Origin of the sequence: Pseudomonas fluorescens HK44 (assembly GCF_000217955.3) — a bacterium.
GTDB lineage: Bacteria > Pseudomonadota > Gammaproteobacteria > Pseudomonadales > Pseudomonadaceae > Aquipseudomonas > Aquipseudomonas fluorescens_AQ.
This window is the reverse complement of sequence record NZ_AFOY02000023.1, coordinates 1-25,505: the sequence shown is the minus strand read 5'-3', so window position 1 is coordinate 25,505 and position 25,505 is coordinate 1. Positions and strand designations below refer to the sequence as shown.

Here is a 25,505-nt window from a genome sequence, read left to right as displayed (position 1 = left end):
TCAACGCTGCGGTGCAATGAGTCGGCACAACTTGGCCGTCGCTTCGATCATCTGCCCGCTCGGCCGCTCCAGGCCTTTATCCGCCACCAACAGCAATTGCCCTTGAGCCACCGCAGTCATCTGTGGCCAGGCTTTCCAGGCGTCGAGCTGTGCCTGGCTGCTGGCGAGGATCACCTGGGGATTACGCGAAAGCACTGACTCCACACTGACCTGCGGCGCCGGCAAGGTCATGTCGGCAAACACGTTACGCGCACCGCATACCTCAAGCGCATCGCTGATGATCTGCCTGCCGCCCACGGTGTAGAGCGGTCGATCCCAGACCTGATAAAACACCCGAAGCGGTTCTTTGCGTTGATAGCGCTGGCGTAAATCGTCGAGCTGCTTGCGCAGATCAACCGCAAGCGTGCGCCCACGTTCGGGTCGGCCGAGTTGCTTGGCGATCGCTTCGATTTGGCGGGTCAGTTGTATGAGGTTATGCGGTTCGGCGACGTAGGTCGGGATCCCCAATCGACTCAGTTGCTCACGTTGCGCCGGGCCGACACTGCCAGGCCAGAGCAACAGTAAATCCGGCTTGAGACTGAGCAGGCGCTCCATATCCAGCTGACCGTAACGGCCAACAGAAGGGATGGCGTTGAGTTCTGCAGGACGCTCGCCAGCATCGAGCACCCCCACCAGCAGGTCGGCCGAGCCCAGTTCAACGACGATTTCCGAGAGTGACGGCGCAAGGCTGACCACCCGCTCTACCCCGACCGCCGAGCCATTGATGGCCAGCAGCAGAACCGCCAGCCAACGGCGCATCAGCCGAGTTGACGCGGAATACGGTAAAGGTAGAACAGCACCGCGGTCGACAGCGCCAGCAAGACCAAAGGCACTGCTTCAAGACCGACGAACACCGCCAGAGCACCGATCCAGGCCGGCAATGCCGCGACAAGGAATGCCCGACGACGTTTAGCCGCCAGGGCAACCCAGGCAGCGGGTTCTTCCGGAGTATCGAGGGCTTTCTGAGTGGCGATCAAGGCGTGTTTGTAGCCGCCGAAAAACCGCAGGCTGACAAACATCGAGGCCACCCCGGCAATGAAAAACGGCATCGCCAGCACCGGCAAAAACGCCTCGCTCTGGCCGAACACAGCGTTGATCACCAGCAGCGGCAGCAAGGCCAGCGCCAGGTATTGCCACCAGTTGACGGACAGTCGCCGCCGGACCTGACCACGAGTCACGCCCGGTCTGCCTCGCCCTGATGCTCGTTGCCCATCATGTGGTCGAGCTTGCTGGCCTTGGTCGCCAAGTAGAGCTTGTTGTGCGGATTGTGACCGGTGTGCAGCGGCACGCGCTCGGCAACCACGATGCCCATGTCGGTCAAGGCTTTGACCTTGCGCGGGTTGTTGGTCATCAGGCGCAGGGATTTCACGCCCAGGTGTTCAAGCATCGGCAGGCACATGGCGTAGTCGCGCTGGTCGGCGGCAAAACCCAGACGCTCGTTGGCTTCAACGGTGTCGGCGCCGCCATCTTGCAATTCATAGGCGCGGATCTTGTTCAGCAGGCCAATGCCACGGCCTTCCTGACGCAGGTAAAGCAACACGCCACGACCTTCGCGAGCGATTGCCTGCAACGCCGCCTCGAGTTGCGAACCGCAGTCGCAACGCTGGCTGAACAAGGCGTCGCCGGTCAGGCATTCGGAGTGCAACCGGCCGAGTACCGGGGCACCGTCGGCGACATCACCCAGGCTTAGTACGACGTGCTCGCGACCGGTGGCCTCATCGAGAAAGCCATGCATGGTGAATTGCGCAAAAGGCGTGGGCAGCTTGGAAGCGGCGACAAAAACGACAGGCACCGGTGTGCTCCTGATCTGTATGTACTGGAGATTCGCAGAGGCGGCATTGTAACAGCAGGTTCCGACAGACGCTTAGGCTGAATTATCGGCCATAACGATCAAAAAGTTTGATCACTGCCCTGCCGGCTTGGCACTCTCATCAAAGGGGTAAGGTTGTTTCCAGTGTTCGAAGATCGGTTTCAACTGGCCGGTTTTGACCAGCAATGCCATGCGCTGGTCGTACAGCGCCATCAGGGCACGGGCCCGTGGTGTATCGGCGAAACCAAGGTACAACGGCAGTTCGGTCAAGTGTGTACGTCGGTACAAGGACGGATCCTCAGCTTCTGCAAGCACTTCATTGATTTCCGTCAGCGCGTCGATATAGAAGTCCGCCCGAGCCTGTTTGAGCATCGGCAAGATTCCGGTGCGGCGTTCGATCTGGTTATAGCGGTGGATGTTCGGCAGGTAACTTTCGTAGCGATAGCCACGGACCCAGGCCAGTCGGTACGCCCCCAGAGTCTCCAGAGTCGGTACCGGGTTGCTCGCAAGGCCCAGGGCATAGATATGATCGGAGTCGAAATTCCAGCGGGGATACAGCACCTGATCGGCCTCATTGGAATAGGAGCCAACCAGCGCGTCCACTTCACGACGCTGTACCAGCCCCACCGAACGGGTGTAAGGCACAGTGCGAATATCCAGTTTCACCCCGGCCGGCTCGAACACGGCGCGCAAAATGTCCCAGGCCAGCCCATGACCATCGGCGGCGGTGTAGTCATCCCAGTCTTCGCTGGCCAGATGAATCACGGCCGGTGTCGTCGGCACATCCGCCGCACGGGCGAGCGAACAGAACACCGCAAAAACCAGAACCCACAACCAGCGCACCACCATCCTTTAGCCCTCAATCAGCCAATCAGGCGAAATACCGGACCAGTCCTTGCAACGCCAACCAGGCAAACACGCCTGCCAGCACGTCGTCGAGCATGATCCCGACGCCGCCATGCACATGTTGGTCGATCCAGCGAATCGGCCATGGCTTGAGAATGTCGAAGAAGCGGAACAGCAGGAACCCCGCCAATAGCCAGTACCAACCTGCCGGCACCAGCCACAGGGTGATCCACATCCCGACCATTTCGTCCCAGACGATGCCTTCGTGGTCGTGCACCCGCAAATCGTCAGCAACCTTGCCGCACAGCCAGAAGCCGAACAGCATCGTGATGCCGAGCATCAGCCAGTAACCCCAGCCGGGCAACATCTGCCATAAAGGAATAAAGGGTATCGCAACCAGCGAGCCCCAGGTGCCCGGCGCCTTGGGCAGGGTGCCCGAGCCAAAACCGAAAGCCAGGAAATGCCAGGGATTACGCCAGACCGATGGCGGCACGCGTCCTGCCGGGCTCTGCTTGGGATGATCTGTCACGGTGTCTCCCGAAAATGTTGATAGCCCCGGGCTTGCGGGGTGATGTCTTGCCCGCTCGCGTCCAGCAGCGTCACGCCCTGCCCCGCCACGACCTGCCCGATAACGTGAATCGGCCAACCGTCGGCGAGCAAGGCAGGCAAGTGCGCGGAAGGCAAAGTGAACGCCAGCACGTAGTCGTCGCCGCCACTCAAGGCCGCCATGCGGGCGGCATTCTCACCGAGAAAGCTCACCAGTGCCGTGGACAGCGGCAGCTTTTCGCTTTCGATCAGCAAGCCGACAGCCGAGGCCTTGGCGATATGCCCGCAATCGGCGAGCAAACCGTCAGAGATATCCAGTGCCGAGGTGGCTTTGCCGCGCAACGCCATGCCCAATTCAAGCTGCGGCTGTGGCGACCAATAATGCGCCAACAACGGCCCGGCAACATCGGCGGGCGCGACTCGCTCACCCAACACCAACGACAATGCACCGGCGGCGTTGCCCAGTTCACCGCCCACGCACACCAGATCACCGGGTTGCGCACCGCTGCGGGTCAGCGCCTTGCCTGCCGGGACCCGACCGAACACGGTCATGGTCAGGCTCAGCGGGCCGCGTGTAGTGTCGCCGCCCACCAGCTGTACACCGCAGTTTTGCGCCATGGCGTTCAAGCCACGGGCGAAGGCGTCCAGCCAATCGGCGGTCACCGTCGGCAAGGTCAGGGCAAGGGTAAAGGCAATGGGGGTGGCGCCCATGGCAGCCAGATCGCTGACCGCCACAGCCAGCGAACGCTGACCGAGCAGAAACGGGTCGCAAGGGTCTGCGAAATGCACACCGGCCACGAGCGTGTCGGTGGAAATTGCCAGCTGCTCCCCGGCGGGAACAGCGAGCAAGGCGCAGTCGTCGCCGATCCCCAGGGCAACGCCTTCACCGCCTTGCGCACAAGGCGCGGCGGCAAAGTAATTGCGGATCAGCTCAAACTCGCCCATGGCAATGGCAGTTCAAGCGCCGATCAGCGCTTGAACGCCTTCACTTCAGCTTCACGCAGGCGCGGGGCCAGTTTGTCGAGTACACCGTTGACGAACTTGTGGCCATCGGTGGAACCGAAGACTTTAGCCAGCTCGATGCCTTCGTTGATCACCACGCGATAAGGCACGTCGACACGCTTGAGCAGTTCCCAGGTGGACAGGCGTAGAACCGCCAGTTCAACCGGGTCCAGCTCTTCGATTTCGATGTCCAGGCAAGGCTTGAGCGCGGTGTCGATCTCGGTGCGGTGCGCCGGAACCCCGTGGAGGATTTCGCGGAAGTACGCGGCATCGACATCGGTGAAATCGTTATCGACCCGGAACTGCGCTTCGATCTCGTTCAGCGATTGCTTGGCCATGTGCCATTGATACAGCGCTTGGGTCGCGAGCTGACGGGCTTCGCGACGCTTGACGCTTTTCGATGGTTTGCCAGCATCCGCAGGCTTTGGATCGCGCGGGTTGAAACGATCGCTTTCGTCGCTAATCACTTGGCCTCCAACTGCGCCAGCAGGCTGACCATTTCCAAAGCGGACAAGGCAGCTTCAGCACCTTTGTTGCCGGCCTTGGTGCCGGAACGTTCGATGGCTTGCTCGATCGAGTCGACGGTCAGTACGCCGAAAGCGACCGGTACGCCGAATTCCATGGACACCTGGGCCAGGCCCTTGGTGCACTCGCCAGCCACGTATTCGAAGTGCGGAGTACCGCCACGAATGACCGCGCCCAGTGCGATGATTGCCGCGAACTCGCCCTTCTGAGCGACTTTCTGCGCAACCAGCGGGATTTCGAAGGCGCCAGGGGCACGAATGATGGTGATGTCGCTTTCGCTCACGCCATGGCGAACCAGGGCATCAACAGCACCGCTTACCAGGCTTTCAACAACGAAGCTGTTGAAGCGGCCAACAACCAAAGCGTAGCGGCCTTTGGGGGCGATGAAGGTACCTTCGATGGTCTTCAGGGTCATTCGACAAATCTCTTAAAGAGCCGGGACGCGTTCAGTACGCGTCCCTCAGTGATATTTGAACCGCGAATTCAAGACAAAAACAGCCGGTCTTTATTCGGAGGGCACGTATTCTACAACTTCCAGATCGAAACCGGATATCGCATTAAATTTCATTGGCGCACTCATCAGGCGCATTTTGCGTACGCCCAGGTCACGCAGGATCTGCGAACCGGCACCGACGATGCTGTAGGTGGTCGGTTTTTTCGGCTGCGCGTGATCGGCGGTTTCGCGGATATGCGCCAGCAACACGTCGCCATCGAGCGGGTGACCAAGCAACAGCACCACACCGCTGCCGGCCTCGGCAACCGCAGCCATGGCGGCGCGCAGGCTCCAGCGGCCTGGCTGCTTGACCATCAACAGGTCGCGCAGCGGGTCCATGTTGTGCACGCGAACCAGGGTCGGTTCTTCGGCGCAAATGGTGCCCAGGGTCAGTGCCATGTGCACGTCACCTTCTACCGAATCACGATAGGTCACCAGATTGAACTGGCCCAGTTCGCTGTCCAGCGGCTGCTCGGCAATCCGCTGAACGGTACGCTCGTGGATCATCCGGTAGTGAATCAGGTCGGCGATGGTGCCGATCTTGATGCCGTGTTCGGCGGCGAAGGTTTCCAGCTCGGCGCGACGGGACATGGTGCCGTCGTCGTTCATCACTTCGCAGATTACCCCGCTCGGCTCGAAACCGGCCATGCGCGCCAGGTCGCAAGCCGCTTCGGTATGGCCGGCGCGGGCCAGGGTGCCGCCAGCCTGGGCCATCAGCGGGAAAATGTGGCCGGGGCTGACGATGTCTTCGGCCTTGGCGTCTTTGGCAGCGGCCGCTTGCACGGTGCGCGCACGGTCAGCCGCAGAGATACCGGTGGTGACACCGACAGCGGCTTCGATGGACACGGTGAACTTGGTGCCGAAACCGGAACCGTTGCGCGGCGCCATCAAGGGCAGCTTGAGCAGCTCGCAGCGCTCGCGGCTCATCGGCATGCAAATCAGGCCACGGGCGTGCTTGGCCATGAAGTTGATGTGTTCAGGCTGGCAGCACTCGGCGGCCATGATCAGGTCGCCTTCGTTCTCGCGGTCTTCGTCATCCATGAGGATGACCATCTTGCCTTGGCGGATGTCTTCAACCAGTTCTTCGATGCTATTGAGCGCCACGCGGCACCCCCCTTCTTTCAAAAATTGAGTTTCAGGAATTGAGGTAGCCGTTCTCGGCCAGAAAACTTTCGGTAATGTTGCCCCTCGAGGATTCTGCTGCCTTGTCACCCAGCAACAGACGCTCCAGGTAACGGGCCAGCAGATCGACCTCAAGGTTGACCCGGCGACCTGGCTGGTAAGACGCCATGATGGTTTCGCTCAGGGTGTGCGGAATGATCGTCAACAGGAACTCGGCGCCATCGACCGCGTTCACCGTCAGGCTGGTGCCGTCGACCGTGATCGAGCCTTTATGGGCGATGTACTTGGCCAGGTCTTTCGGCGCACGAATGCGGAACTCCACGGCACGGGCATTCTCGGTACGCGCAACCACTTCGCCGACGCCGTCGACGTGACCGCTGACCAGATGTCCACCCAGTCGGGTGGTCGGGGTCAGGGCTTTTTCCAGGTTGACCGGGCTGCCGCTTTTCAGGTCATTCATGGCGGTGCAGTCGAGGGTTTCGCGACTGACGTCCGCTGCAAAGCCATTGCCCGGCAGTTCGACGGCGGTCAGGCAAACGCCGTTGACCGCGATGCTATCGCCGAGTTTGACGTCGCTCAGGTCGAGCTTGCCGGTTTCTACGTGGACCCGCACATCGCCGCCTTTGGGGGTCAATGCACGGATGCTGCCGATGGATTCGATGATGCCGGTAAACATGGAGTCCTCCTCGAGAACAAAACCTTCGCTTGTGGCGCAGGCCGGGAATTATACGCTCGCTGGCGGAACGGGGACCGCGATGACTCGCCAATCATCGCCCACCGCACGAATTTCTGTGATCTTAAGCGTTGGCGCGTCCTTCATTTGCGCGAGTGGCCAGTCCAGCAATGGTCGCGCTGTGGAGCCGAGGAACTTGCCCGCGATGAAGATATGGAATTCGTCCACCAACCCTTGCTGGGCAAACGCTCCAGCCAGACGCGGGCCAGCTTCCACCAGCACTTCGTTGACGCCACGGGCGGCGAGTTCTACCAGTAGCTTGCGCAGGTCGACCTGGCCATCGTCGCCGGGCACGATCAAGCATTCGGGGCCGTTGGCGTATTGCTCTTCCACCGCGACACAGGTGGCGACCAGCGCCGGGCCGGCCTTGAAGAACGGCGCGTCGAGCGGCACGCGCAGGCGGCCGTCGATCAGCACGCGAAGCGGCGGACGGCTCAACGCCAGCGCGGTTTGCTCGGCATCCAGCCCCAACTCATCCGCACGCACGGTCAAGCGCGCGTCATCGGCCAGCACCGTGTCGGCACCGGTCAACACGACGCTGGCCTGCGCCCGCAAACGCTGGACCGCCGAGCGGGCGGCGGGACCGGTGATCCATTGGCTTTCGCCACTGGCCATGGCAGTGCGACCGTCGAGGCTCATCGCCAACTTGACCCGCACGAACGGCAAGCCATGCTCCATGCGTTTGAGAAAACCTTCATTGAGCTTGCGCGCCTCGCCTTCGAGCACGCCGCTGCGGGTCTCGATGCCCGCCTGCTCCAGACGCTGCAGGCCGCGACCGGCGACTTCCGGGTTCGGGTCCTGCATCCCCGCAACGACTCGCGCCAGGCCGGCGTTCACCAGCGCATCGGCGCACGGCGGCGTGCGGCCATGATGGCTGCAAGGTTCCAGCGTGACGTAGGCGGTGGCGCCCCGAGCGTTTTCGCCGGCGGCGCGCAGGGCGTGGACTTCGGCATGCGGTTCGCCGGCGCGCACGTGCCAGCCTTCGCCGACAATCTGCCCGTCACGCACGATCACGCAGCCCACCCGAGGGTTGGGATGGGTGGTGTAGTGACCTTTGCGCGCCAGTTCCAGCGCGCGCGCCATGTAATGGGCGTCGAGAATCGCTTGCTCTGAAGAAATCGTCATGGTTTGACCGGCTCACGGGCCAGGCGATCGATCTCTTCGCGGAACTCGTTGAGGTCCTGGAAGCGGCGATACACCGAAGCGAAACGAATGTAGGCGACTTCATCGAGCTTTTGCAGCTCGGCCATCACCAGTTCACCGACCACGAGGGACTTGACCTCGCGCTCGCCGGTGGCGCGCAATTTGTGTTTGATATGAGCCAGCGCCGCTTCCAGGCGCTCGACGCTTACCGGGCGCTTCTCCAGCGCACGCTGCATGCCGGCGCGAAGTTTTTCTTCGTCGAACGGCTGACGGCTGCCGTCGGTTTTGATCAGGCGCGGCAACACCAGTTCGGCGGTTTCGAACGTCGTGAAACGTTCGCCGCAGGCCAGGCATTCGCGCCGGCGGCGCACCTGTTCGCCCTCGGCGACCAGACGCGAGTCGATGACCTTGGTGTCGTTGGCACCGCAGAAGGGACAGTGCATGGTGGCAGGCAACAAAAAAAGGGAGGGCCATGGTAGCGCATCCCACTGGCAAGACAAGCCATAGGGTTTGCGGTATACAGACGAGCTATATTGTCTGATCGATGGATTTCACTTTGCTGGAGCCGCAAATGCCGCTAAGGCCGCTTGTTTTACTCAGTCTCATCGGCCTGTTGGTCGCGTGTAGCAGCGCACCCAAACCGGCGGCACCAACCCCAGGCCCTGCGCCGCAGATGGCCCAGAAGAAAGCCCAGGCCTCGGCCGACCTCGGACCGCTACCCGCGTATCAACGGGAATTGAGCGGCACCTTGCAGGGCGTGCCGGCCGGCGCCGAGGTTGAACTGGCGCTGCTGGTGATCGACGAACGCTCCCGGCCACAGCAATTGCTCGCCAGCGCCAACCTGATCGGCAACAACAAGGCTCTGCCGTTCCATCTGCGATTCAATCCGGATGCCTTCCCGGTCGGTGCACGCGTCGAATTGCGCGGGCGCGCCACCCAATCCGGACAATTGATTCTGCACCTGCCGGCGCAACGCATCTTTGAGCCGACCACCCAGGCCCTGGGCCAGTTGCAGTTCCTCAAAGCGCCATGAATGCACCGCTCGACCTGCGACTGGCATTAACTGAACTGCTCGGCGATGCACAGCTTGTCCCGTGTCCGTTGCCTGAGACCTCGCTGAAACTCTGGCTGATCGACGGCGACAACATGGACCGCGCCTTCAGCCCGGAAGAAACCCGGCGCATTCTCCACGAGCCGCCGTACTGGAGTTTTTGCTGGGCCAGCGGCCTGGCGATGGCCCGTTATCTGGCGGAGCATCCGCAGTGGGTTGCCGGCAAGCGCGTGCTGGATTTCGGCGCTGGCTCCGGTGTCGCGGGCATTGCGGCAGTCAAGGCCGGCGCGCTGGAAGTGGTGGCCTGCGACCTTGATCCACTGGCGATTGCCGCCTGCCGGGCAAATGCCGAACTCAATGACGTCACGCTCAGCTACTCGACAGACTTTTTTGCCGAGGCCGATCGTTTTGATCTGATTCTGGTGGCCGACGTGTTGTACGACCGGGCCAACCTGCCGTTGCTCGATGAGTTTCTCAGCCGTGGCCGCGAGGCGTTGGTGGCGGATTCGCGGGTTCGCGATTTCCGTCATCCGTTGTATCAGCGGCTGGAAATGCTTGAGGCGATGACATTGCCGGATCTGGCAGAACCGGAAGAATTTCGGCATGTGAGCCTGTACCACGCGCGACGCGACTGAAAAGCATCGTCGGAACGCCGCCCGGAGCAAGCTCGCTCCCACAGTGTTTTTTGTATCGCACACAGATTTTGTGGCAGGCATTGATCCCTGTGGGAGCGAGCCTGCTCGCGATGACGGTTTATCAGACACCTGAGGACTTACTGCCGCCCCCCGCCAAGCCTTATAGTTCCCCCATTCACGTTTCTTCGAGATGCCTCATGAGTCAAGACACGCCGTATATCTTCGACGCCACTACCGCCGATTTCGACCAGTCGGTGATCGAGAACTCGTTCCACAAGCCGGTGCTGGTGGATTTCTGGGCTGAATGGTGTGCGCCATGCAAGGCGCTGATGCCGATGATGCAAACCATCGCCGAGAGCTATCAGGGCGAGTTGCTGCTGGCCAAGGTCAACTGCGACGTCGAGCCGGACATCGTTTCGCGCTTCGGTATTCGCAGCCTGCCGACCGTGGTGCTGTTCAAAGACGGTCAGCCGGTGGACGGCTTTGCCGGCGCGCAGCCCGAGTCCGCGGTTCGCGCACTGCTTGAGCCACACGTGCAAATGCCACCGCCGGCCGCTGCCGACCCGATCGAACAGGCTCAGGCGCTGTTCGACGAAGGTCGTTTCGCGGATGCCGAAGCCACGCTGAAAGTGCTGCTCAGTGAGGACAATACCAACGCCCGCGCGCTGATCCTCTACGCGCGTTGCCTGACCGAACGCGGCGAACTGGGTGAAGCCCAGGCCGTGCTCGACACGGTGAAAAGCGATGAACACAAAGCGGCACTGGCCGGCGCCAAGGCGCAAATCAAGTTTCTCGGCCAGGCCGCTGACTTGCCGGATGTCGCCGATCTGAAGTCCCGCCTGGCGCAAAACCCGCAGGACGATGAAGCCGTCTACCAACTGGCGATCCAGCAACTGGCCCGCCAGCAGTACGAGCCGGCGCTGGACTCCCTGCTCAAGCTGTTCATCCGCAATCGCAGTTACAGCGAAGGGTTGCCGCACAAGACCCTGCTGCAAGTGTTCGAACTGCTGGGCAACGATCACCCACTGGTGACCGTTTACCGCCGCAAGCTGTTTGCAGCACTCTACTAGGCCTGCTCGATCCAGCTATAGAGCGGCGTATCCCCGCCGCTCACTACCTTGACCTCCGGGCTATGGCGCAAGCGCACCAGCAGACGTTTACCGGCGACGGTGTTGCCGGTCAAACCCTCCAGTTGCTCCAGCAGCTCCGGCCCCGTCAGTTGCCCGGATTTACGCAATAGATCCTTGGCAAGCTGCCACAGCAGCTCATCCTGATTGACCGGTTTGACCACCGGATCGGCCACCACCGCAGCGCTTTCTGATGTGCTTACCTGCAACTGCGCGCCAAGCCGCGCCCAATCCCCATCGTCCAGTTCCAGGGTCAAATCCACCGGCCAATCGCCGATGCTTCCACGAATGCGCAACATTGGGGTTTCCTCAGATTTATGACGAACATGCTCCCACGCGTCTTGCGCAACGCCAAGCAGACAGTCAAACTCTCGCCACTCTTGTTATAAGATTACATAACAAAGCTTTCATCTTCCTTCCCGGAGAGATTCCATGCGCCGTCTGTTACTCGCTTTGCCGTTTGCTCTGTTGCCGCTGGCTATCGCTCAAGCCGCTGAAGTTCATGATCACGAGCATGAACACGGGAGCCTGGGCGCCCACGAACATGGCGTCGGGCGTCTGAACGCGGCACTCGATGGTCAGACGCTGGAACTGGAGCTGGAAAGCCCGGCGATGAACCTGGTGGGCTTTGAACACGTTGCCAGCAGCGATGCAGACAAGGCCAACGTTGCCGCCGCCCGTGCGCAACTGGAGAAACCGCTGGTGCTGTTCAGCCTGCCAAAAGCGGCCAACTGCGTGGTCAGCCAACAAGAACTGAACAGCCCGCTGTTCGGTGACAAACCGGATGCCGATGATCATGACGACGATGACGACCACGCGACCGACGGTAAAGGCCTGGCCGCCGAAGAGCATCACCACGACCACAGCGAAATCCACGCGCACTACCAATTCACCTGCGCCGCCCCTGGCGCGCTGAAGACCCTGGATTTGTCGCAGGTGTTCACGACCTTCCCCGCGACTCAGAAAATTCAGGTACAACTCATCAGCCCAAGCGGCCAGCAAGGGGTTGAAGTGACCTCCAAAGCTGCTGCCCTGAAATTCTGATCCACCGCACATCCCCCCTGTGGGAGCGAGCCTGCTCGCGATGAGTCCTGCGCACTCAACATTGATGCGACTGTAAGACCGCTATCGCGAGCAGGCTCGCTCCCACAGGTGATCAACACTCATGAAATCGGCGCTATGACCCAAGCACTTATCGAACTGTCAGACCTGGGCTTCAACTGGCCCGGTCACCCGCCTTTACTGGATATCCCGGCGTTTCGCCTGGAGCCCGGTGAAACGCTGTTTCTCAAAGGCCCCAGCGGCAGTGGCAAGACCACCCTGCTCGGCCTGCTCGGTGGCGTGCAGAAACCCAATCGCGGGAGCATTCGCCTGCTTGGCCAGGAGCTGACCGAGTTGTCGGCCGGCGCCCGCGATCACTTTCGGGTCGACCACACGGGCTACATCTTCCAGCAGTTCAACCTGCTGCCGTTTCTCTCGGTGCGCGAGAACGTCGAGCTGCCGTGTCACTTCTCCAAACTACGCGCCAGCCGCGCGATTCAGCGCCACGGCAGCATTGATCAGGCGGCGGCGACACTACTCGCGCACCTGGGGCTCAAGGATGAAAACATGCTCGGCCGCCGTGCCGATTCACTGTCCATCGGCCAACAACAGCGGGTCGCCGCTGCACGGGCGCTGATCGGCCAGCCGGAACTGGTGATCGCCGACGAGCCGACCTCGGCGCTGGATTACGACGCCCGTGAGGCATTTATCCGTTTGCTGTTCGCCGAGTGCCGCGAAGCCGGCTCCAGCCTGCTGTTCGTCAGCCACGACCAGAGTCTGGCGCCGCTGTTCGATCGTCACCTGTCGCTGGCCGAACTCAATCGCGCCGCCACGCCGCTCGAGGTCTGAAATGTATTTGTTTCGTCTAGCCATGGCCAGCCTGGCTAACCGCCGTTTCACCGCGATCCTCACCGCGTTCGCCATCGCCCTGTCGGTCTGCCTGCTGTTGGCGGTGGAACGGGTACGCACCGAAGCCAAGAGCAGTTTCGCCAGCACCATCAGCGGCACCGACCTGATTGTCGGCGCGCGCTCAGGCTCGGTGAACCTGTTGCTGTACTCGGTGTTTCGCATTGGCAACGCCACCAACAACATCCGTTGGGACAGCTTCGAGCACTTCGCCAACAACCCGAAAGTGAAATGGGCGATCCCGATTTCCCTCGGTGACTCCCATCGCGGTTATCGAGTGATGGGCACCACCGATGCCTACTTCCAGCATTACCAGTACGGCCATCAACAAAACCTGCAACTGGCCAGCGGCCGGGCGTTTGCCACGGATCCATTCGAAGTGGTGCTGGGTGCCGAAGTGGCCGATGCGTTGCATTACAAACTCGGCGACAAGCTGGTGCTGGCTCACGGCGTGGCGGTAATCAGCCTGGTCAAGCATGACGACAAACCGTTCACTGTGGTCGGCATCCTCAAACGCACCGGCACCCCGGTCGACCGCACGCTGCACATCAGCCTCGGCGGTATGGAGGCGATTCACATCGATTGGCACAACGGTGTGCCGGCTCAGGGCAGCGGTCGTATCAGCGCCGATCAGGCGCGCAACATGGACCTCACGCCGCAAGCCATCACCGCGTTCATGCTCGGCCTCAACAACAAGATTTCGACCTTCGCCGTGCAACGCGAGATCAATGAGTTCCGTGGCGAGCCAATGCTGGCGATCTTGCCGGGCGTTGCCTTGCAGGAACTCTGGAGCCTGATGGGCACCGCTGAAAAAGCGCTGTTCGTGGTCTCGCTGTTCGTCGTGCTAACGGGGTTGATCGGCATGCTCACGGCGATTCTTACCAGCCTCAACGAACGTCGCCGAGAGATGGCGATCCTGCGTTCGGTCGGCGCCCGGCCGTGGCACATTGCAACGTTGCTGGTGCTGGAAGCCTTTGCGTTGGCGCTGTCCGGGGTGGTTGCGGGCCTGGCGCTGCTGTACGTATGCATCGCCGCCGCCCAGGGCTACGTGCAATCGACCTACGGCTTGTACCTGCCACTGGCCTGGCCAAGCGAGTATGAATGGACGCTGCTCGGTGGCATTCTGATCGCCGCGCTGCTGATGGGCAGCGTTCCGGCCTGGCGCGCTTATCGCCAATCGTTGGCCGATGGCCTGTCGATCCGTTTATGAGGACATTGAAGATGCTCCGCGCTCTGCCTGCGCTGTTGATGCTGGTCGCCCTGCCCCTGTGGGCGGCCGCACCGAAAGACCTGACCTGGGCGCAAATGATCCCGCCAGACGCGCCGGCAGAAGTGCCGAACATGAAACCGCTGCACGACCTGTCGCAGATGAGCAGCGCGTTGTCCGCCGAGTCCGCGCCGGCGGCCAAGCAAGACATGCCCAATGCGCCAGTGGTGAAGAGCCTCGACGGCAAGAACATCCGCTTGCCGGGTTACATCGTGCCGCTGGAAGTCAGCGAGGAAGGTCGCACCACCGATTTTCTACTGGTGCCGTACTTCGGCGCATGCATCCACGTACCGCCTCCACCCTCGAACCAGATCGTCCACGTCAAAAGCGCGGTTGGGGTGAAGCTCGACGAGCTGTATCAGCCGTACTGGATTGAAGGGGCGCTGCAGGTCAAAGCGTCGACCAGCGAATTGGCGGATGCCGGGTATCAGATGGATGCGGACAAGATCTACGTGTACGAATTGCCGGAGTGAAACCGCTAGTTGTTCGTCGCTTGAAAGATAGCCTGCTCGCGATGGCGACACCGCTGTAGCAAAGGACGCCCCCCGATTCGCCCCCCACTGTTTCATTGAGCTGAGTCAAAAGCGCCGTTCCTGACGCTTCGTACCATTGGACATAGAAATTTTTAATCGTCCTTTGGAGCTTCCATGCACAAGTCATTGCTTAGCGCTTCCCTCATTGCATTCGCGCTTGCAACCCCGCTCGTCCATGCACACGATGCCGGTGACATCATCGTTCGCGCCGGTGCGATCACCGTCAACCCGAAAGCCAGCAGCTCCAGCGTCAAGGTCGATCAAGGACCATTGGCCGGCGCCAACCTGGGTGGCAAGGCCACCATGAACAGCAACACACAGCTGGGCCTGAACTTCGCGTACATGCTCACCAACAATATCGGCATCGAGCTGCTCGCGGCCTCGCCGTTCGAGCACGACGTGAACCTCAAAGGCACCTCTCTGGGCGCAGCCAACGGTAAGCTTGGCACCCTCAAACACCTGCCGCCGACTCTAAGCGTGGTTTACTACCCGCTCAACAACAAGTCTGCATTTCAGCCGTATGTGGGCGCCGGCATCAACTACACCTGGATCTACGACGAAAAGCTCAGCAATGAAGCGCAAGCCAACGGCTTCAGCAACTTCAAGGCGAAAAACTCCTGGGGTATGGCGTTCCAGGTCGGTGCCGACTACATGATCACCGACAACATCATGCTCAACGCCCAAATGCGCTACATCGACATCAACACCCGAGTGACCGTGGAAAACGACGCCGTGGCGCCGGGCACTCGGGCCAGGGTCAACGTGGATGTGGACCCGTTCGTGTACATGGTGGGCCTGGGTTACAAGTTCTAAACCCGAGTACACGCGAAAGGCCCTCTTGAGGCCAATACCAGAACTTGTGGGAGCGAGCTTGCTCCCACATGGGCTTGGCTGGGCTTTCGTGACTGCGAAAAGCTTAGCGCCCCAACAACCGCGCCAGCCCGACGCTCATCGGCGTCTGCTCGGGGAAGGTGAAACGCTGCAACAGACGCTGGTTGTTCGCCCGCGAATGGCGGATATCACCGGAGCGCGCCGGGCCGTAGGTAATCGGTGGCAACTGCCCCACCACCTCTTCCAACGCCTGGAGCATTTGTTTGAGGGTCGTCGCCTGGTTCCAGCCGACATTGACCGCACCCACTTCAAGCGTCGGCGTTTCGATGGCCTGCACCAGCAGGTCGACCAGGTCTTCGACATAGACAAAATCGCGGGTCTGTTCACCGTCACCGAATACGGTGATCGGCAGGCCTTTCTGCGCACGCTCGCTGAAAATACTGATCACCCCGGAGTACGGCGACGAGGGATCCTGGCGCGGGCCGAAGATGTTGAAGAACCGGAAAATCGCCGGCTCCAGACCGTGCTGACGACGGTAGAAGTCGAGGTAGTACTCGCCTGCCAGTTTGTCCGAGGCGTACGGCGTGAGCGGGGCCTTGGCGGTCTCTTCGTCGATCGACTCGCCTTCACCGTTATTGCCGTAGACCGCTGCGCTTGAAGCGAACAGCACGCGCTTGACGCCGGCCTGACGCATCGCCTCGCAGACGTTCAAGGTGCCGATGAAATTGCTCTGGTGAGTGCGCACCGGATCATCCACCGACGCCTGAACCGACGCCACGGCGGCCAAATGCGCCACCGCGCTGCAGCCGACCATCACCGTTGCCACCAGCGCAGCATCGGCGACGTCACCTTCGATCAGTTCGACCCGTGGATTGTCCAGCGGCAGGTTGCTGCGTTTACCGGTGGACAGGTCGTCGAGGATGCGCACCGAATGCCCCTTGGCGAGCAAGGCGTCAGCGAGGTGCGAACCAATGAAGCCGGCGCCGCCAGTGATCAAAACAGGGCCATCAGCCATGACGATAAAACCTATCCAGTAAGCCCGGGAGTGCTGCGCGCCAGGCGCGTGGTTTGATCCCGAAGGTGTGCAGAATTTTCTTGCAGGCGAGTACCGCGTGCTGCGGTTCTTCGGCGGCATCCGGCCGTGCGGCGTGAGCCTGCGCGGTCGGTGCTTCAATGGCCAGCGGGTGCAGATTGCGCGCTTCGGCGAGGATCGCCTGCCCCAGCGCCAGCGGCGTGGTCGCCTCATGCCCGGCGTAATGGTAAGTGCCCCACAGTGGCGCTGCGCAATCAAGTTGCTTGAGCACCGAAATAATCACCCGCGCCGCATCGTCCACCGGTGTCGGGTTGCCACGCCGGTCATCGGCCATCAGCAGCTCTTCAGGCAGCTCGGCACGCGCGAGGAAACGCCCGAGGGTGCCGTCGACGCTGTCATCGAGCAACCAGCCAAACCGCAGCATCACGTGTTGCGGGCAGGTCGCGCGCACGCTTTGCTCGATACGCCACAAGGCCTGGCCACGCAGCCCCAGCGGCACCGGTTCGTCTTTTTCGCTGTAGGCCGTCGCCCGCGAGCCATCGAATACCCGATAGCTGGAAGGCTGCACCAGGACAATATTGTGATGCTGGCACAGTTCGGCCAGCCGCTCGACCGCCCGTTCCTGGGCAGCCAAACGCGCCTCGGCCACACTCTCCGCCTGAAACCAGTCGAAGTAGTAGGCGAGATTGATCAGCGCGTCGGGACGAGTATCGTCGAGCAGCTGCGTCAGGCTTGCGGCGTCCCAGCCGTCTTGCGGTGGACGGGGGGCGAGGAAACCGATGTCTTCCTCTGCACCGAGGCGAATCAGCGCCTGCCCAAGGGCATTTCCGCCACCCAGTAACATAAGGCGCATTCGCATAGAGTCAGCAGGCCCAGTCTGTTTGGAACGATGATTTTATCGGCACAGCCCGCAGGCGTTGCCGTTGAGATTTGCCGGAATCGTTGCATTTTGCGGGTTTAAAGCGCAACCGTCACTCGTAAAGTGTAGATCCTCAGGTTTGACGCCCGCTCATTTGGGTAAACGGGCTTGTTGTGGCGAGGGGGCTTGCCCCCGTTCGACTGCGAAGCAGTCGCAATCCAGTGGACGCGGTGTACCAGATGGAATGTGGTCGCTGGTTTTGGGGCCGCTTCGCAGCCCAGCGGGGGCAAGCCCCCTCGCCACAGGATTACCGGTTAGCTGCGCAGACTTGCAACTTCCTGCCCCCAGCCGCATAAATTACCGCATGAACCTCCCCGTATCAGCCGACAGCGCCCTGGCAGGCTTTCACCCTGCCGTCAGCGCCTGGTTCAACAGCACCTTCCCGGCGGTCACCGCCGCGCAAGCCGGCGCGTGGCCGTTGATTCGCCAGCGTCGTTCGACACTGGTCGCCGCGCCTACCGGCTCCGGCAAAACCCTCACGGCGTTTCTTGCGGTCATCGATGACCTGGTCCATCAAGGCCTGGCACACGGTGGCGAGTTACCCGACGAAACCCTGGTGGTTTACGTCTCGCCCCTCAAGGCGCTGTCCAACGATATCCAGATCAACCTGCAAACCCCGCTGGCCGGTATTACCGAACAACTGCGACGCCTGGGTTTCCCCGAGTTACAGATCAACACCGCCGTGCGCACTGGCGACACTCCGCAAAAGGACCGCTCGGCGATGCGTAAAAGCGCGCCGCACATTCTGGTCACCACCCCGGAGTCGCTGTACGTGCTGCTCGGCTCCGACTCCGGCCGGCGCATGCTCGCCAGCACCCGCACGGTGATCGTCGACGAAATCCACGCCATCGCCGGCAGCAAACGCGGCAGCCACCTGGCCCTGAGCCTGGAGCGTTTGCAGGCTTTGTGTCTGGAACCGCTGATGCGCATCGGCCTGTCTGCCACGCAAAAACCCATCGAAGCGGTTTCGCGTTTTCTGGTGGGCACCGGCCGCCCCTGCGAGATCGTCGATATCGGCCATGCCCGCCGACGGGACCTGGGCATCGAAGTGCCGCCAGTGCCGCTGTCGGCGGTGATGGCCAACGATGTCTGGGAGCTGGTCTACGACCGTATCGCCACACTCGCGCGCGAGCACCGGACCACGCTGATTTTCGTCAACACCCGACGCTTGGCCGAGCGCCTGAGCCGTCACCTTAGCGAGCGCTTGGGCAAAGACGCCGTCGCCGCCCACCACGGCAGCCTGGCCAAGGAGTTTCGCCTCGATGCCGAACAGCGGCTCAAGCGTGGCGACCTGCAAGTGTTGATCGCCACCGCGTCGCTGGAACTGGGCATCGACATCGGCGACGTCGACCTGGTCTGCCAGATCGCCTCGCCGCGTTCGATCGCCGGGTTTCTGCAACGGGTCGGACGCTCCGGGCACCAGGTCGGCGGCACCCCCAAGGGCCGCCTGTTCGCCACCACCCGCGACGACCTGATCGAATGCGCCGCCCTGCTCGACTGTGTGCGCCGGGGCGAACTCGACACCTTGCTGATCCCCCACGCGCCGTTGGACGTACTGGCGCAGCAGATCGTCGCCGAGGTCAGTTGCCAGAAATGGCAGGAGCAGGCCCTGCTCGAAATGGTACGCCGCGCATCGCCCTATACCGAACTCGACGACACACACTATCAAGCACTGCTGCAGATGCTCGCCGAAGGCTATAACGGTCGTCAGGGAATCCGCAGCGCTTACCTGCACCGCGACGCGGTGACTCGCACATTACGTGGCCGGCGCGGCGCCAAACTGACGGCGGTGACCAGTGGCGGGACGATTCCCGACAACGCCGATTACAGCGTGTTGCTGGAGCCACAAGGGCTGAACATCGGCAGCGTCAACGAAGACTTCGCGGTGGAAAGCATTGCTGGCGACGTCTTTCAGTTGGGCAACACTTCGTACCGGATCCTGCGGGTCGAAACCGGCAAGATCCGCGTCGAGGACGCTCAGGGACAGCCGCCGACCATCCCCTTCTGGCTCGGTGAAGCGCCAGGGCGCAGTGCCGAATTGTCACTCGCCGTGGCGCGTCTGCACGCGCACCTCGATGAGCTGTTGGGTGCCACTCCCGGCGATGTACAACCGAGCATCGACTGGCTGACCGAGACCCTCGGCCTGAACCTCGCCAGCGCTGAACAACTGGTGGAGTACCTCGCCCGTGCCCGGCTGACGCTCGGTGCCCTGCCGTCTCAGGACACGCTGCTGATGGAGCGGTTTTTCGACGAGTCCGGCGGCACTCAACTGATCATTCACTCGCTGTTCGGCAGCCGCATCAACCGCGCCTGGGGGCTGGCCTTGCGCAAGCGCTTTTGCCGCACCTTCAACTTCGAATTGCAGGCCGCCGCCAGCGAAGATGCAATCGTCTTGTCGCTGTCCAGCAGCCACAGTTTCGAACTGGACGAGGTCTGGCGTTATCTGCACAGCAACACTGCCGAACAGATCCTCATTCAAGCGGTACTCGACGCGCCACTATTTGGCGTGCGCTGGCGCTGGAACGCCGGTGTCGCCCTCGCATTGCCGCGGTACAGCGGCGGACGCAAAGTGCCGCCGCAGATCCAGCGGATGAAAAGCGAAGACCTGATCGCCAGCGTGTTTCCCGACCAGATCGCCTGCCTGGAAAACCTCGTCGGCGAGCGCGAAATTCCCGATCACCCGCTGGTCGAGCAAACCCTCGACGATTGCCTGCACGAAGCCATGGACTGCGATGGCTGGCTGGCGCTGTTGCGGCGCATGGAACGCGGAGAAGTGCGCTTGATCAGCCGCGACTTGCCTGCGCCCTCGCCGCTGGCGGCGGAAATTCTCAGCGCCCGGCCCTACACCTTTCTCGACGATGCGCCGCTGGAAGAACGCCGTACTCAAGCGGTGCTCAACCGCCGCTGGAGCGACCCGCAATCGACCGATGACCTCGGCGCACTGGATGCCGAGGCCATTCAATCGGTGCGCGATGAGGCCTGGCCGCAACCCACCAGCGCCGATGAAATGCATGAAGCGCTGATGAGCCTGGCCGCCATCAGCGACGCCGAAGCACGAGCCAATCCGCAGTGGCCGCACTGGCTGCAAACCCTGGCGGATGGAGGGCGCGCCAGCCGTTTGCAGATCAATGCGGAGCACTCTGTATGGCTGGCACTGGAGCGCCTGACCTGCCTGCAAGCGATCTATCCACACCCGGCGTTGATACCGCCGTTGCAGGCCTTGCCGGGTTTCGATGAACCCTGGGACGTTGATGAGGCGCTGGTCGAACTGATCCGGGCGCGCCTGAGCGCTTTTGGTCCGCTACCGATTCATGCGATTGCTCAACCGCTGGGGCTTTCGACGGCTCAAGTCACCCAGGCACTGGCGCAACTGGAGCGCGAAGGCTACGTGTTGCGCGGGCGCTTCAGCCCGGCGACCTCGCAAGAAGAATGGTGCGAACGGCATTTGCTGGCGCGCATTCATCGCTACACGGTCAAACGCCTGCGTCGGGAAATCGAGCCCGTGGCGTTGCAGGACTTCATGCGTTTTCTGTTTGACTGGCAGCATCTGTCGCCGGCAACCCAAGGTCAGGCCAGCGCGGTGTTGCCGGCGATTGTCAGTCAGTTCGAAGGCTACCCGGCAGCCGCGTCTGCCTGGGACAGCGACCTTCTGCCGGCGCGGCTCAAGGGCTATTCATCGACGTGGCTGGATGAGCTGTGCCGCAGCGGCAAACTGGTCTGGACCCGACTGACGGTTCGCAACAAAGCCACTGGCGTAGGGCTGCGCAGCACACCGATTGTGTTGCTGCCACGGGCGCAGGTGACGCTCTGGAGCAGCCTGACCGAGCCACCGGAGGTCAACGAGCTGTCGCCCAAAACCCAGAAAGTCCATCAAGCGCTGAGCCAACATGGCGCGTTGTTTTTCGATGAACTGCTGCACGAAGCCCATCTGCTGCGCAGTGAGCTGGAGATCGCCTTGCAGGAACTGGTCGGCGCCGGGCTGGTCAATGCCGATAGCTTCGCCGGCCTGCGCGCGCTGATAACACCCGCCAGCAAACGCCAGGCGCGCAGCAGCCGACGGGGACGCGGAGCGTTTGTCGGCGGAATGGACGATGCCGGGCGCTGGGCCTTGTTGCGCCGTCAATCGACGCCGCCGGTTGTGGATAACCGTGGCCCCCCGAGCGAAACCCTCGAACACATCGCCCTGACCTTGCTCAGGCGTTACGGCGTGGTGTTCTGGCGCTTGCTCGAACGCGAGGCCGACTGGCTGCCGAGCTGGCGCGAATTGCTGCGCACTTTTCACCGGCTGGAGGCACGTGGAGAGATTCGCGGCGGACGTTTTGTCAGCGGTCTGGCGGGCGAACAATTCTCCTTACCCGAAGCGATCCCGCTGCTGCGCGAAGTGCGCCGCCGCCCGCATGACGGCAGCCTGATCAGTGTTTGCGGCGTCGACCCGCTAAACCTCGCCGGCACTCTGCTGCCGGGGCACAAAGTCCCCGCCCTCGCCAGCAACCGGTTGGTGTATCGCGATGGTTTGCCAGCCGCGGCCGAAATCGCCGGTACTCAGCATTACTGGCTGGAACTGGATCAGCCCAATACCGCTGAGCTGCACAAAAAACTGACCCAATACAGAACCCTGTAAACGGTTTTGGGTTACGCGCCTTTGATCTTTGCTTAGAGGTCAAATATCAAATGCCCGTCTCGCTATTTTTCCGCAAGAACCCAACCCCGACACTGCGCTCCTGAATCAAACCACCGGAGTTGCAGCCATGCCCATTGCCTTGCTCGCGCTGACCCTTAGCGCTTTTGCCATCGGGACGACCGAGTTCGTCATCGTTGGCCTGTTACCCACCATCGGTGCCGACCTTGGGGTCAGCCTGCCGTCGGCCGGCCTGCTGGTCAGCCTTTACGCGCTGGGTGTCGCCATTGGCGCGCCCGTGCTCACCGCCCTGACGGGCAAAGTCCCACGCAAATTGTTGCTGCTGTCGCTGATGGTGCTGTTCACCCTCGGCAACCTGCTGGCCTGGAAAGCCCCGAGTTACGAGTCGCTGGTCATTGCGCGAATCGTCACCGGCCTGGCCCACGGGGTGTTCTTCTCGATTGGCTCGACTATCGCCACCAGCCTGGTGCCGAAAGAAAAAGCCGCCAGCGCGATTGCCATCATGTTCACCGGCCTGACCGTGGCACTGGTAACCGGCGTACCGTTGGGGACCTTTATCGGTCAACATTTCGGCTGGCGCGAAACCTTCCTCGCCGTGTCGGCGCTGGGTGTGATTGCGTTCATCGGCAGCCTGATCTACGTGCCAAAAAACATCGCCCACAGCAAACCCGCGTCGTTGTTGCAGCAATTGCAGGTGCTCAAACAACCTCGTCTGCTGCTGGTGTACGCCATGACGGCAGTCGGTTACGGAGGTTCGTTTATCGCCTTCACGTTCCTGGCACCGATTCTTCAGGATATTTCCGGCTTCAGCGCCAGCACCGTCAGCCTGGTGCTGCTGGTCTACGGAGTCTCGGTGGCCATCGGCAATATCTGGGGCGGCAAACTGGCCGATAAACGCGGCCCGATCAGCGCGCTGAAACTGATCTTCGCCCTGCTCGCCGCTGTGCTGTTCGTACTGACCTTCACCGCCGGTAATCCTTGGCTGGCACTGGCCACCGTACTGGTCTGGGGCGCCGTGGCGTTCGGCAACGTGCCCGGCCTGCAAGTGTATGTGGTGCGTCAGGCTGAGCATCACACACCGAACGCGGTGGACGTTGCGTCCGGCCTGAACATCGCCGCCTTCAACCTCGGCATCGCTGGCGGTGCCTGGGGTGGTGGGTTGATCGTCGCCCACATGGGCTTGATCCATACCGCGTGGATCGGTGGCCTGGTGGTGCTGGTCGCGTTGGCGCTGACCGCCTGGAGCGGTCGACTTGATCGCCTCGGCCCGGTGTATGCCGAGCCGGTGCAGGGTTCGGCACAGATTGTCGCCGGGCACTGATCCTTCAAACCAACGCAGCCTTCGGGCTGCGTTTTTGTATGCTTCACGTAGCAGCTGCCGAGCCTGCGAGGCTGCGTTTCTGCATACTTCACGTAGCAGCTGCCGAGCCTGCGAGGCTGCGTTCGGCTGCGTAGCAGTCGTGAAATCAGGCTATGTGGTCTTTCAGTTAAATTGTGCACTCAGTGTTTACGACTGCTACGCAGCCGAACGCAGCCTCGCGGGCTCGGCAGCTGCTACGGGGGGGGTTGCTTATTGCCGTGTGGGGGGCGTCACCCCGAATCGTGCGCGATAGTCACTCGGTGCCAGGCCGGTGATTTTCTTGAACGTGGCGCGAAACGCACTCGGGTCCGAGTAGCCGACGTTCCAGGCGATGTGATCGATGGTGCCGTTGGTGAACTCGAGCATCTCCCGAGCCTTGCCGACCCGCAGGTGCTGGCAGTATTCGGTCGGTTTCAAACCGGTCGCGGCCCGAAAGCGCCGCAGGAACGTCCGCTCCTCCAGTCCGGCCTGCTGCGACATTACGCTCAGCGACACCTCCACCGCACCGTTGGCTTGCAGCCAATGCTGGACCTTGAGAATCGCTGCATCGCCATGACTCAGAATCGGTGCGAAGTTACTGCCACATTCGCTCGCACTGTCGCTGTGTTCGATCACCAGAAAACGCGCGGTGCTGGTGGCGATGCTCGGCCCCATCAGACGATTGACCAGCCGCAAACCCAGCTCCGACCAGGCCATTAATCCGGCAGTGGTGATCAGGTCGCCATCGTCGACAATGGGTTTGTCGGCGTTGAGCGCGACCTTCGGGTAACGCTCGGCAAATTTTTTCGCCGAGGTCCAGTGAGTGGTGGCGCGGCGACCGTCGAGCAGACCGCTTTCGGCCAACAGAATAGACCCCACGCACACCCCGCCAAGGGTCGCGCCGGCCGCGTGTTGCTGGCGAATCCACTGAATAAGCGCAGGCGATGCCTGACCTTCGGAAAAGCCGCCAATCGAGGGCGGGATCAACAGCGCGATCAGCGCGCCGTCAGCAGCGGGATGACTGTCGTAAATGCGTTGGGGCGCATGCTCGACATCCGCCTGCCAGTGGCTGACTCGCAACAATGGCAGTTGCGCGCTCTGATGCTCGGCGGCGATGCGATTCGCGACACCGAACAGATCCGTCAAACCATGCACCGCCGCCATCTGTGCGCCGGGATAGATCAGCACGCCCAACTCGGCGACTGCGCGTTCTACGCCCATTGTCAGTTTTCCCCCTTCTATTGTCGGTGCGGCCAATCCTCGAACGGCCGGTGAAACCCAATACTTCGTTCCACACCAACCCTTCCGAGGAAACACCCATGGCCAAGCAAGCACTCATCGTAGTCGATATCCAGAATGACTACTTCCCTCAAGGCAAATGGCCGCTGGTCGGTACCGACGCGGCTGCCGACAACGCCGCGCGGGTGATCCGGGCCTTCCGTGATGTCGGTGATCAGGTGGTGCATATCCGCCATGAATTCACCTCTGACACCGCGCCGTTTTTCACACCGGGCTCGGAGGGCGCGCAGTTGCACCCAAAAGTCCGCAACCACAGCCATGAACCGGTGGTGCTCAAACACTTCGTCAACGCATTCCGCGAAACCGAACTGGAGTCGATCCTTGACCAACACGGCATCGACAACCTGGTGATCGTCGGCAGCATGAGCCACATGTGCATCGATGGCGCCGCACGTGCCGCGGCCGACCTTGGCTACGGCGTCACGGTGATCCACGACGCTTGCGCCACCCGAGACCTGGAGTTCAACGGCATGACTGTCCCCGCCGCCCAGGTGCATGCCGCGTTCATGTCGGCCCTGGGTTTTGCCTACGCAACGGTGGTGTCCACCGATGACTACCTGGCGGCCAATCACTGAACCTGACCCCGGCAAGACCCCAAGGCCCGCAGCGCTGACACGCTGCGGGCC

Annotated in this window: 27 protein-coding genes; 11 read left to right on the top strand and 16 right to left on the bottom strand. The window is 61.8% G+C overall.

Annotation, left to right across the window (positions count from 1 at the left end):
• From HK44_RS25940 to nrdR, 12 genes are all read right to left on the bottom strand, one after another.
• On the bottom strand, positions 1 to 798 hold the full coding sequence (locus HK44_RS25940) for a cobalamin-binding protein (RefSeq protein WP_019693840.1): 798 nt from the start codon (positions 796 to 798) through the stop codon (positions 1 to 3).
• Positions 798 to 1,217 carry a hypothetical protein gene (locus tag HK44_RS25935; RefSeq protein WP_019693841.1) on the bottom strand — a complete coding sequence of 140 codons (420 nt, stop codon included), beginning with the start codon at positions 1,215 to 1,217 and terminating at the stop codon, positions 798 to 800. Before HK44_RS25935 ends, HK44_RS25940 begins: the two co-directional genes overlap by 1 nt.
• Complete coding sequence (gene ribA / locus HK44_RS25930) at positions 1,214 to 1,831, bottom strand: GTP cyclohydrolase II (RefSeq protein ID WP_019693842.1); 618 nt, start codon at positions 1,829 to 1,831, stop codon at positions 1,214 to 1,216. Before ribA ends, HK44_RS25935 begins: the two co-directional genes overlap by 4 nt.
• Before the next feature lie 111 nt (positions 1,832 to 1,942).
• Positions 1,943 to 2,698 carry a substrate-binding periplasmic protein gene (locus tag HK44_RS25925; protein ID WP_019693843.1) on the bottom strand — a complete coding sequence of 252 codons (756 nt, stop codon included), beginning with the start codon at positions 2,696 to 2,698 and terminating at the stop codon, positions 1,943 to 1,945.
• Positions 2,699 to 2,720: 22 nt separating this feature from the next.
• Positions 2,721 to 3,224 carry a phosphatidylglycerophosphatase A family protein gene (locus HK44_RS25920; protein WP_019693844.1) on the bottom strand — a complete coding sequence of 168 codons (504 nt, stop codon included), beginning with the start codon at positions 3,222 to 3,224 and terminating at the stop codon, positions 2,721 to 2,723.
• A complete protein-coding gene (gene thiL, locus HK44_RS25915; protein WP_019693845.1) occupies positions 3,221 to 4,186 on the bottom strand; it encodes a thiamine-phosphate kinase in 966 nt (321 codons plus the stop codon). Before thiL ends, HK44_RS25920 begins: the two co-directional genes overlap by 4 nt.
• 23 nt (positions 4,187 to 4,209) lie before the next feature.
• A complete protein-coding gene (nusB, locus tag HK44_RS25910) occupies positions 4,210 to 4,710 on the bottom strand; it encodes a transcription antitermination factor NusB (RefSeq protein WP_019693846.1) in 501 nt (166 codons plus the stop codon).
• Positions 4,707 to 5,183: a 6,7-dimethyl-8-ribityllumazine synthase gene (ribH, locus tag HK44_RS25905; RefSeq protein WP_003228649.1), complete on the bottom strand. Its 477-nt coding sequence runs from the start codon at positions 5,181 to 5,183 to the stop codon at positions 4,707 to 4,709. Before ribH ends, nusB begins: the two co-directional genes overlap by 4 nt.
• Positions 5,184 to 5,273: 90 nt before the next feature.
• On the bottom strand, positions 5,274 to 6,365 hold the full coding sequence (ribBA, locus tag HK44_RS25900) for a bifunctional 3,4-dihydroxy-2-butanone-4-phosphate synthase/GTP cyclohydrolase II (protein ID WP_019693847.1): 1,092 nt from the start codon (positions 6,363 to 6,365) through the stop codon (positions 5,274 to 5,276).
• 31 nt (positions 6,366 to 6,396) lie between these two features.
• On the bottom strand, positions 6,397 to 7,059 hold the full coding sequence (locus HK44_RS25895) for a riboflavin synthase (RefSeq protein WP_019693848.1): 663 nt from the start codon (positions 7,057 to 7,059) through the stop codon (positions 6,397 to 6,399).
• A 48-nt stretch (positions 7,060 to 7,107) separates the two neighbouring features.
• Positions 7,108 to 8,241 (bottom strand): bifunctional diaminohydroxyphosphoribosylaminopyrimidine deaminase/5-amino-6-(5-phosphoribosylamino)uracil reductase RibD, encoded by a 1,134-nt coding sequence (gene ribD / locus HK44_RS25890; RefSeq protein WP_019693849.1) that lies wholly within the window; start codon positions 8,239 to 8,241, stop codon positions 7,108 to 7,110.
• Positions 8,238 to 8,702, bottom strand: a complete 465-nt coding sequence (gene nrdR, locus HK44_RS25885; RefSeq protein ID WP_019693850.1) for a transcriptional regulator NrdR — start codon at positions 8,700 to 8,702, stop codon at positions 8,238 to 8,240. Before nrdR ends, ribD begins: the two co-directional genes overlap by 4 nt.
• A gap of 128 nt (positions 8,703 to 8,830) precedes the next feature.
• On the opposite strand from nrdR, the gene HK44_RS25880 reads away from it, so the two are divergent.
• The 3 genes from HK44_RS25880 to trxA all read left to right on the top strand — a co-directional run bounded on the left by HK44_RS25880 (position 8,831) and on the right by trxA (position 11,015).
• Entirely contained in the window at positions 8,831 to 9,292 is a 462-nt protein-coding gene (locus HK44_RS25880) for a hypothetical protein (RefSeq protein ID WP_019693851.1), read from the top strand.
• Positions 9,289 to 9,945, top strand: coding sequence for a class I SAM-dependent methyltransferase (locus tag HK44_RS25875; protein ID WP_019693852.1), 657 nt, complete (start codon positions 9,289 to 9,291; stop codon positions 9,943 to 9,945). The genes HK44_RS25880 and HK44_RS25875 overlap by 4 nt, the downstream gene beginning before the upstream one ends.
• Positions 9,946 to 10,142: 197 nt before the next feature.
• Positions 10,143 to 11,015, top strand: a complete 873-nt coding sequence (trxA, locus tag HK44_RS25870) for a thioredoxin (RefSeq protein ID WP_019693853.1) — start codon at positions 10,143 to 10,145, stop codon at positions 11,013 to 11,015.
• Here trxA and HK44_RS25865 read toward each other — a convergent pair.
• Complete coding sequence (locus HK44_RS25865) at positions 11,012 to 11,371, bottom strand: hypothetical protein (RefSeq protein WP_019693854.1); 360 nt, start codon at positions 11,369 to 11,371, stop codon at positions 11,012 to 11,014. The genes trxA and HK44_RS25865 overlap by 4 nt on opposite strands.
• Before the next feature lie 133 nt (positions 11,372 to 11,504).
• Between HK44_RS25865 and HK44_RS25860 the strand changes: the two genes are divergently transcribed.
• The 5 genes from HK44_RS25860 (at position 11,505) to HK44_RS25840 (ending at position 15,632) form a co-directional block, all read left to right on the top strand.
• Entirely contained in the window at positions 11,505 to 12,116 is a 612-nt protein-coding gene (locus tag HK44_RS25860; RefSeq protein ID WP_019693855.1) for a DUF2796 domain-containing protein, read from the top strand.
• A 135-nt stretch (positions 12,117 to 12,251) separates the two neighbouring features.
• Complete coding sequence (locus HK44_RS25855; protein ID WP_019693856.1) at positions 12,252 to 12,962, top strand: ABC transporter ATP-binding protein; 711 nt, start codon at positions 12,252 to 12,254, stop codon at positions 12,960 to 12,962.
• A 1-nt stretch (position 12,963) separates the two neighbouring features.
• Positions 12,964 to 14,229 carry an ABC transporter permease gene (locus tag HK44_RS25850; protein WP_019693857.1) on the top strand — a complete coding sequence of 422 codons (1,266 nt, stop codon included), beginning with the start codon at positions 12,964 to 12,966 and terminating at the stop codon, positions 14,227 to 14,229.
• A gap of 11 nt (positions 14,230 to 14,240) precedes the next feature.
• The gene (locus tag HK44_RS25845; RefSeq protein WP_019693858.1) at positions 14,241 to 14,759 is read left to right on the top strand and encodes a DUF3299 domain-containing protein; all 519 of its coding nucleotides are present in this window, start codon (positions 14,241 to 14,243) and stop codon (positions 14,757 to 14,759) included.
• A 174-nt stretch (positions 14,760 to 14,933) separates the two neighbouring features.
• Positions 14,934 to 15,632 (top strand): OmpW/AlkL family protein, encoded by a 699-nt coding sequence (locus HK44_RS25840; protein WP_019693859.1) that lies wholly within the window; start codon positions 14,934 to 14,936, stop codon positions 15,630 to 15,632.
• Positions 15,633 to 15,735: 103 nt separating this feature from the next.
• Here the strand turns inward: HK44_RS25840 and HK44_RS25835 are convergent, their stop codons facing one another.
• Positions 15,736 to 16,665, bottom strand: coding sequence for an NAD-dependent epimerase/dehydratase family protein (locus HK44_RS25835; protein ID WP_019693860.1), 930 nt, complete (start codon positions 16,663 to 16,665; stop codon positions 15,736 to 15,738).
• The gene (locus tag HK44_RS25830; protein ID WP_019693861.1) at positions 16,658 to 17,542 is read right to left on the bottom strand and encodes a sugar nucleotide-binding protein; all 885 of its coding nucleotides are present in this window, start codon (positions 17,540 to 17,542) and stop codon (positions 16,658 to 16,660) included. Before HK44_RS25830 ends, HK44_RS25835 begins: the two co-directional genes overlap by 8 nt.
• Before the next feature lie 364 nt (positions 17,543 to 17,906).
• On the opposite strand from HK44_RS25830, the gene HK44_RS25825 reads away from it, so the two are divergent.
• Together HK44_RS25825 and HK44_RS25820 are read left to right on the top strand one after the other, a co-directional pair.
• Entirely contained in the window at positions 17,907 to 22,223 is a 4,317-nt protein-coding gene (locus tag HK44_RS25825) for a DEAD/DEAH box helicase (protein ID WP_019693862.1), read from the top strand.
• Between the two features lie 127 nt (positions 22,224 to 22,350).
• A complete protein-coding gene (locus HK44_RS25820; protein WP_019693863.1) occupies positions 22,351 to 23,562 on the top strand; it encodes an MFS transporter in 1,212 nt (403 codons plus the stop codon).
• 249 nt (positions 23,563 to 23,811) lie between these two features.
• Here HK44_RS25820 and HK44_RS25815 read toward each other — a convergent pair whose 3' ends face one another.
• Entirely contained in the window at positions 23,812 to 24,801 is a 990-nt protein-coding gene (locus tag HK44_RS25815; RefSeq protein WP_019693864.1) for a GlxA family transcriptional regulator, read from the bottom strand.
• A 98-nt stretch (positions 24,802 to 24,899) separates the two neighbouring features.
• Here HK44_RS25815 and HK44_RS25810 point away from each other — a divergent pair, with 98 nt between their 5' ends.
• A complete protein-coding gene (locus HK44_RS25810; protein WP_019693865.1) occupies positions 24,900 to 25,454 on the top strand; it encodes a cysteine hydrolase family protein in 555 nt (184 codons plus the stop codon).
• The last annotated feature ends 51 nt before the right edge of the window (positions 25,455 to 25,505 follow it).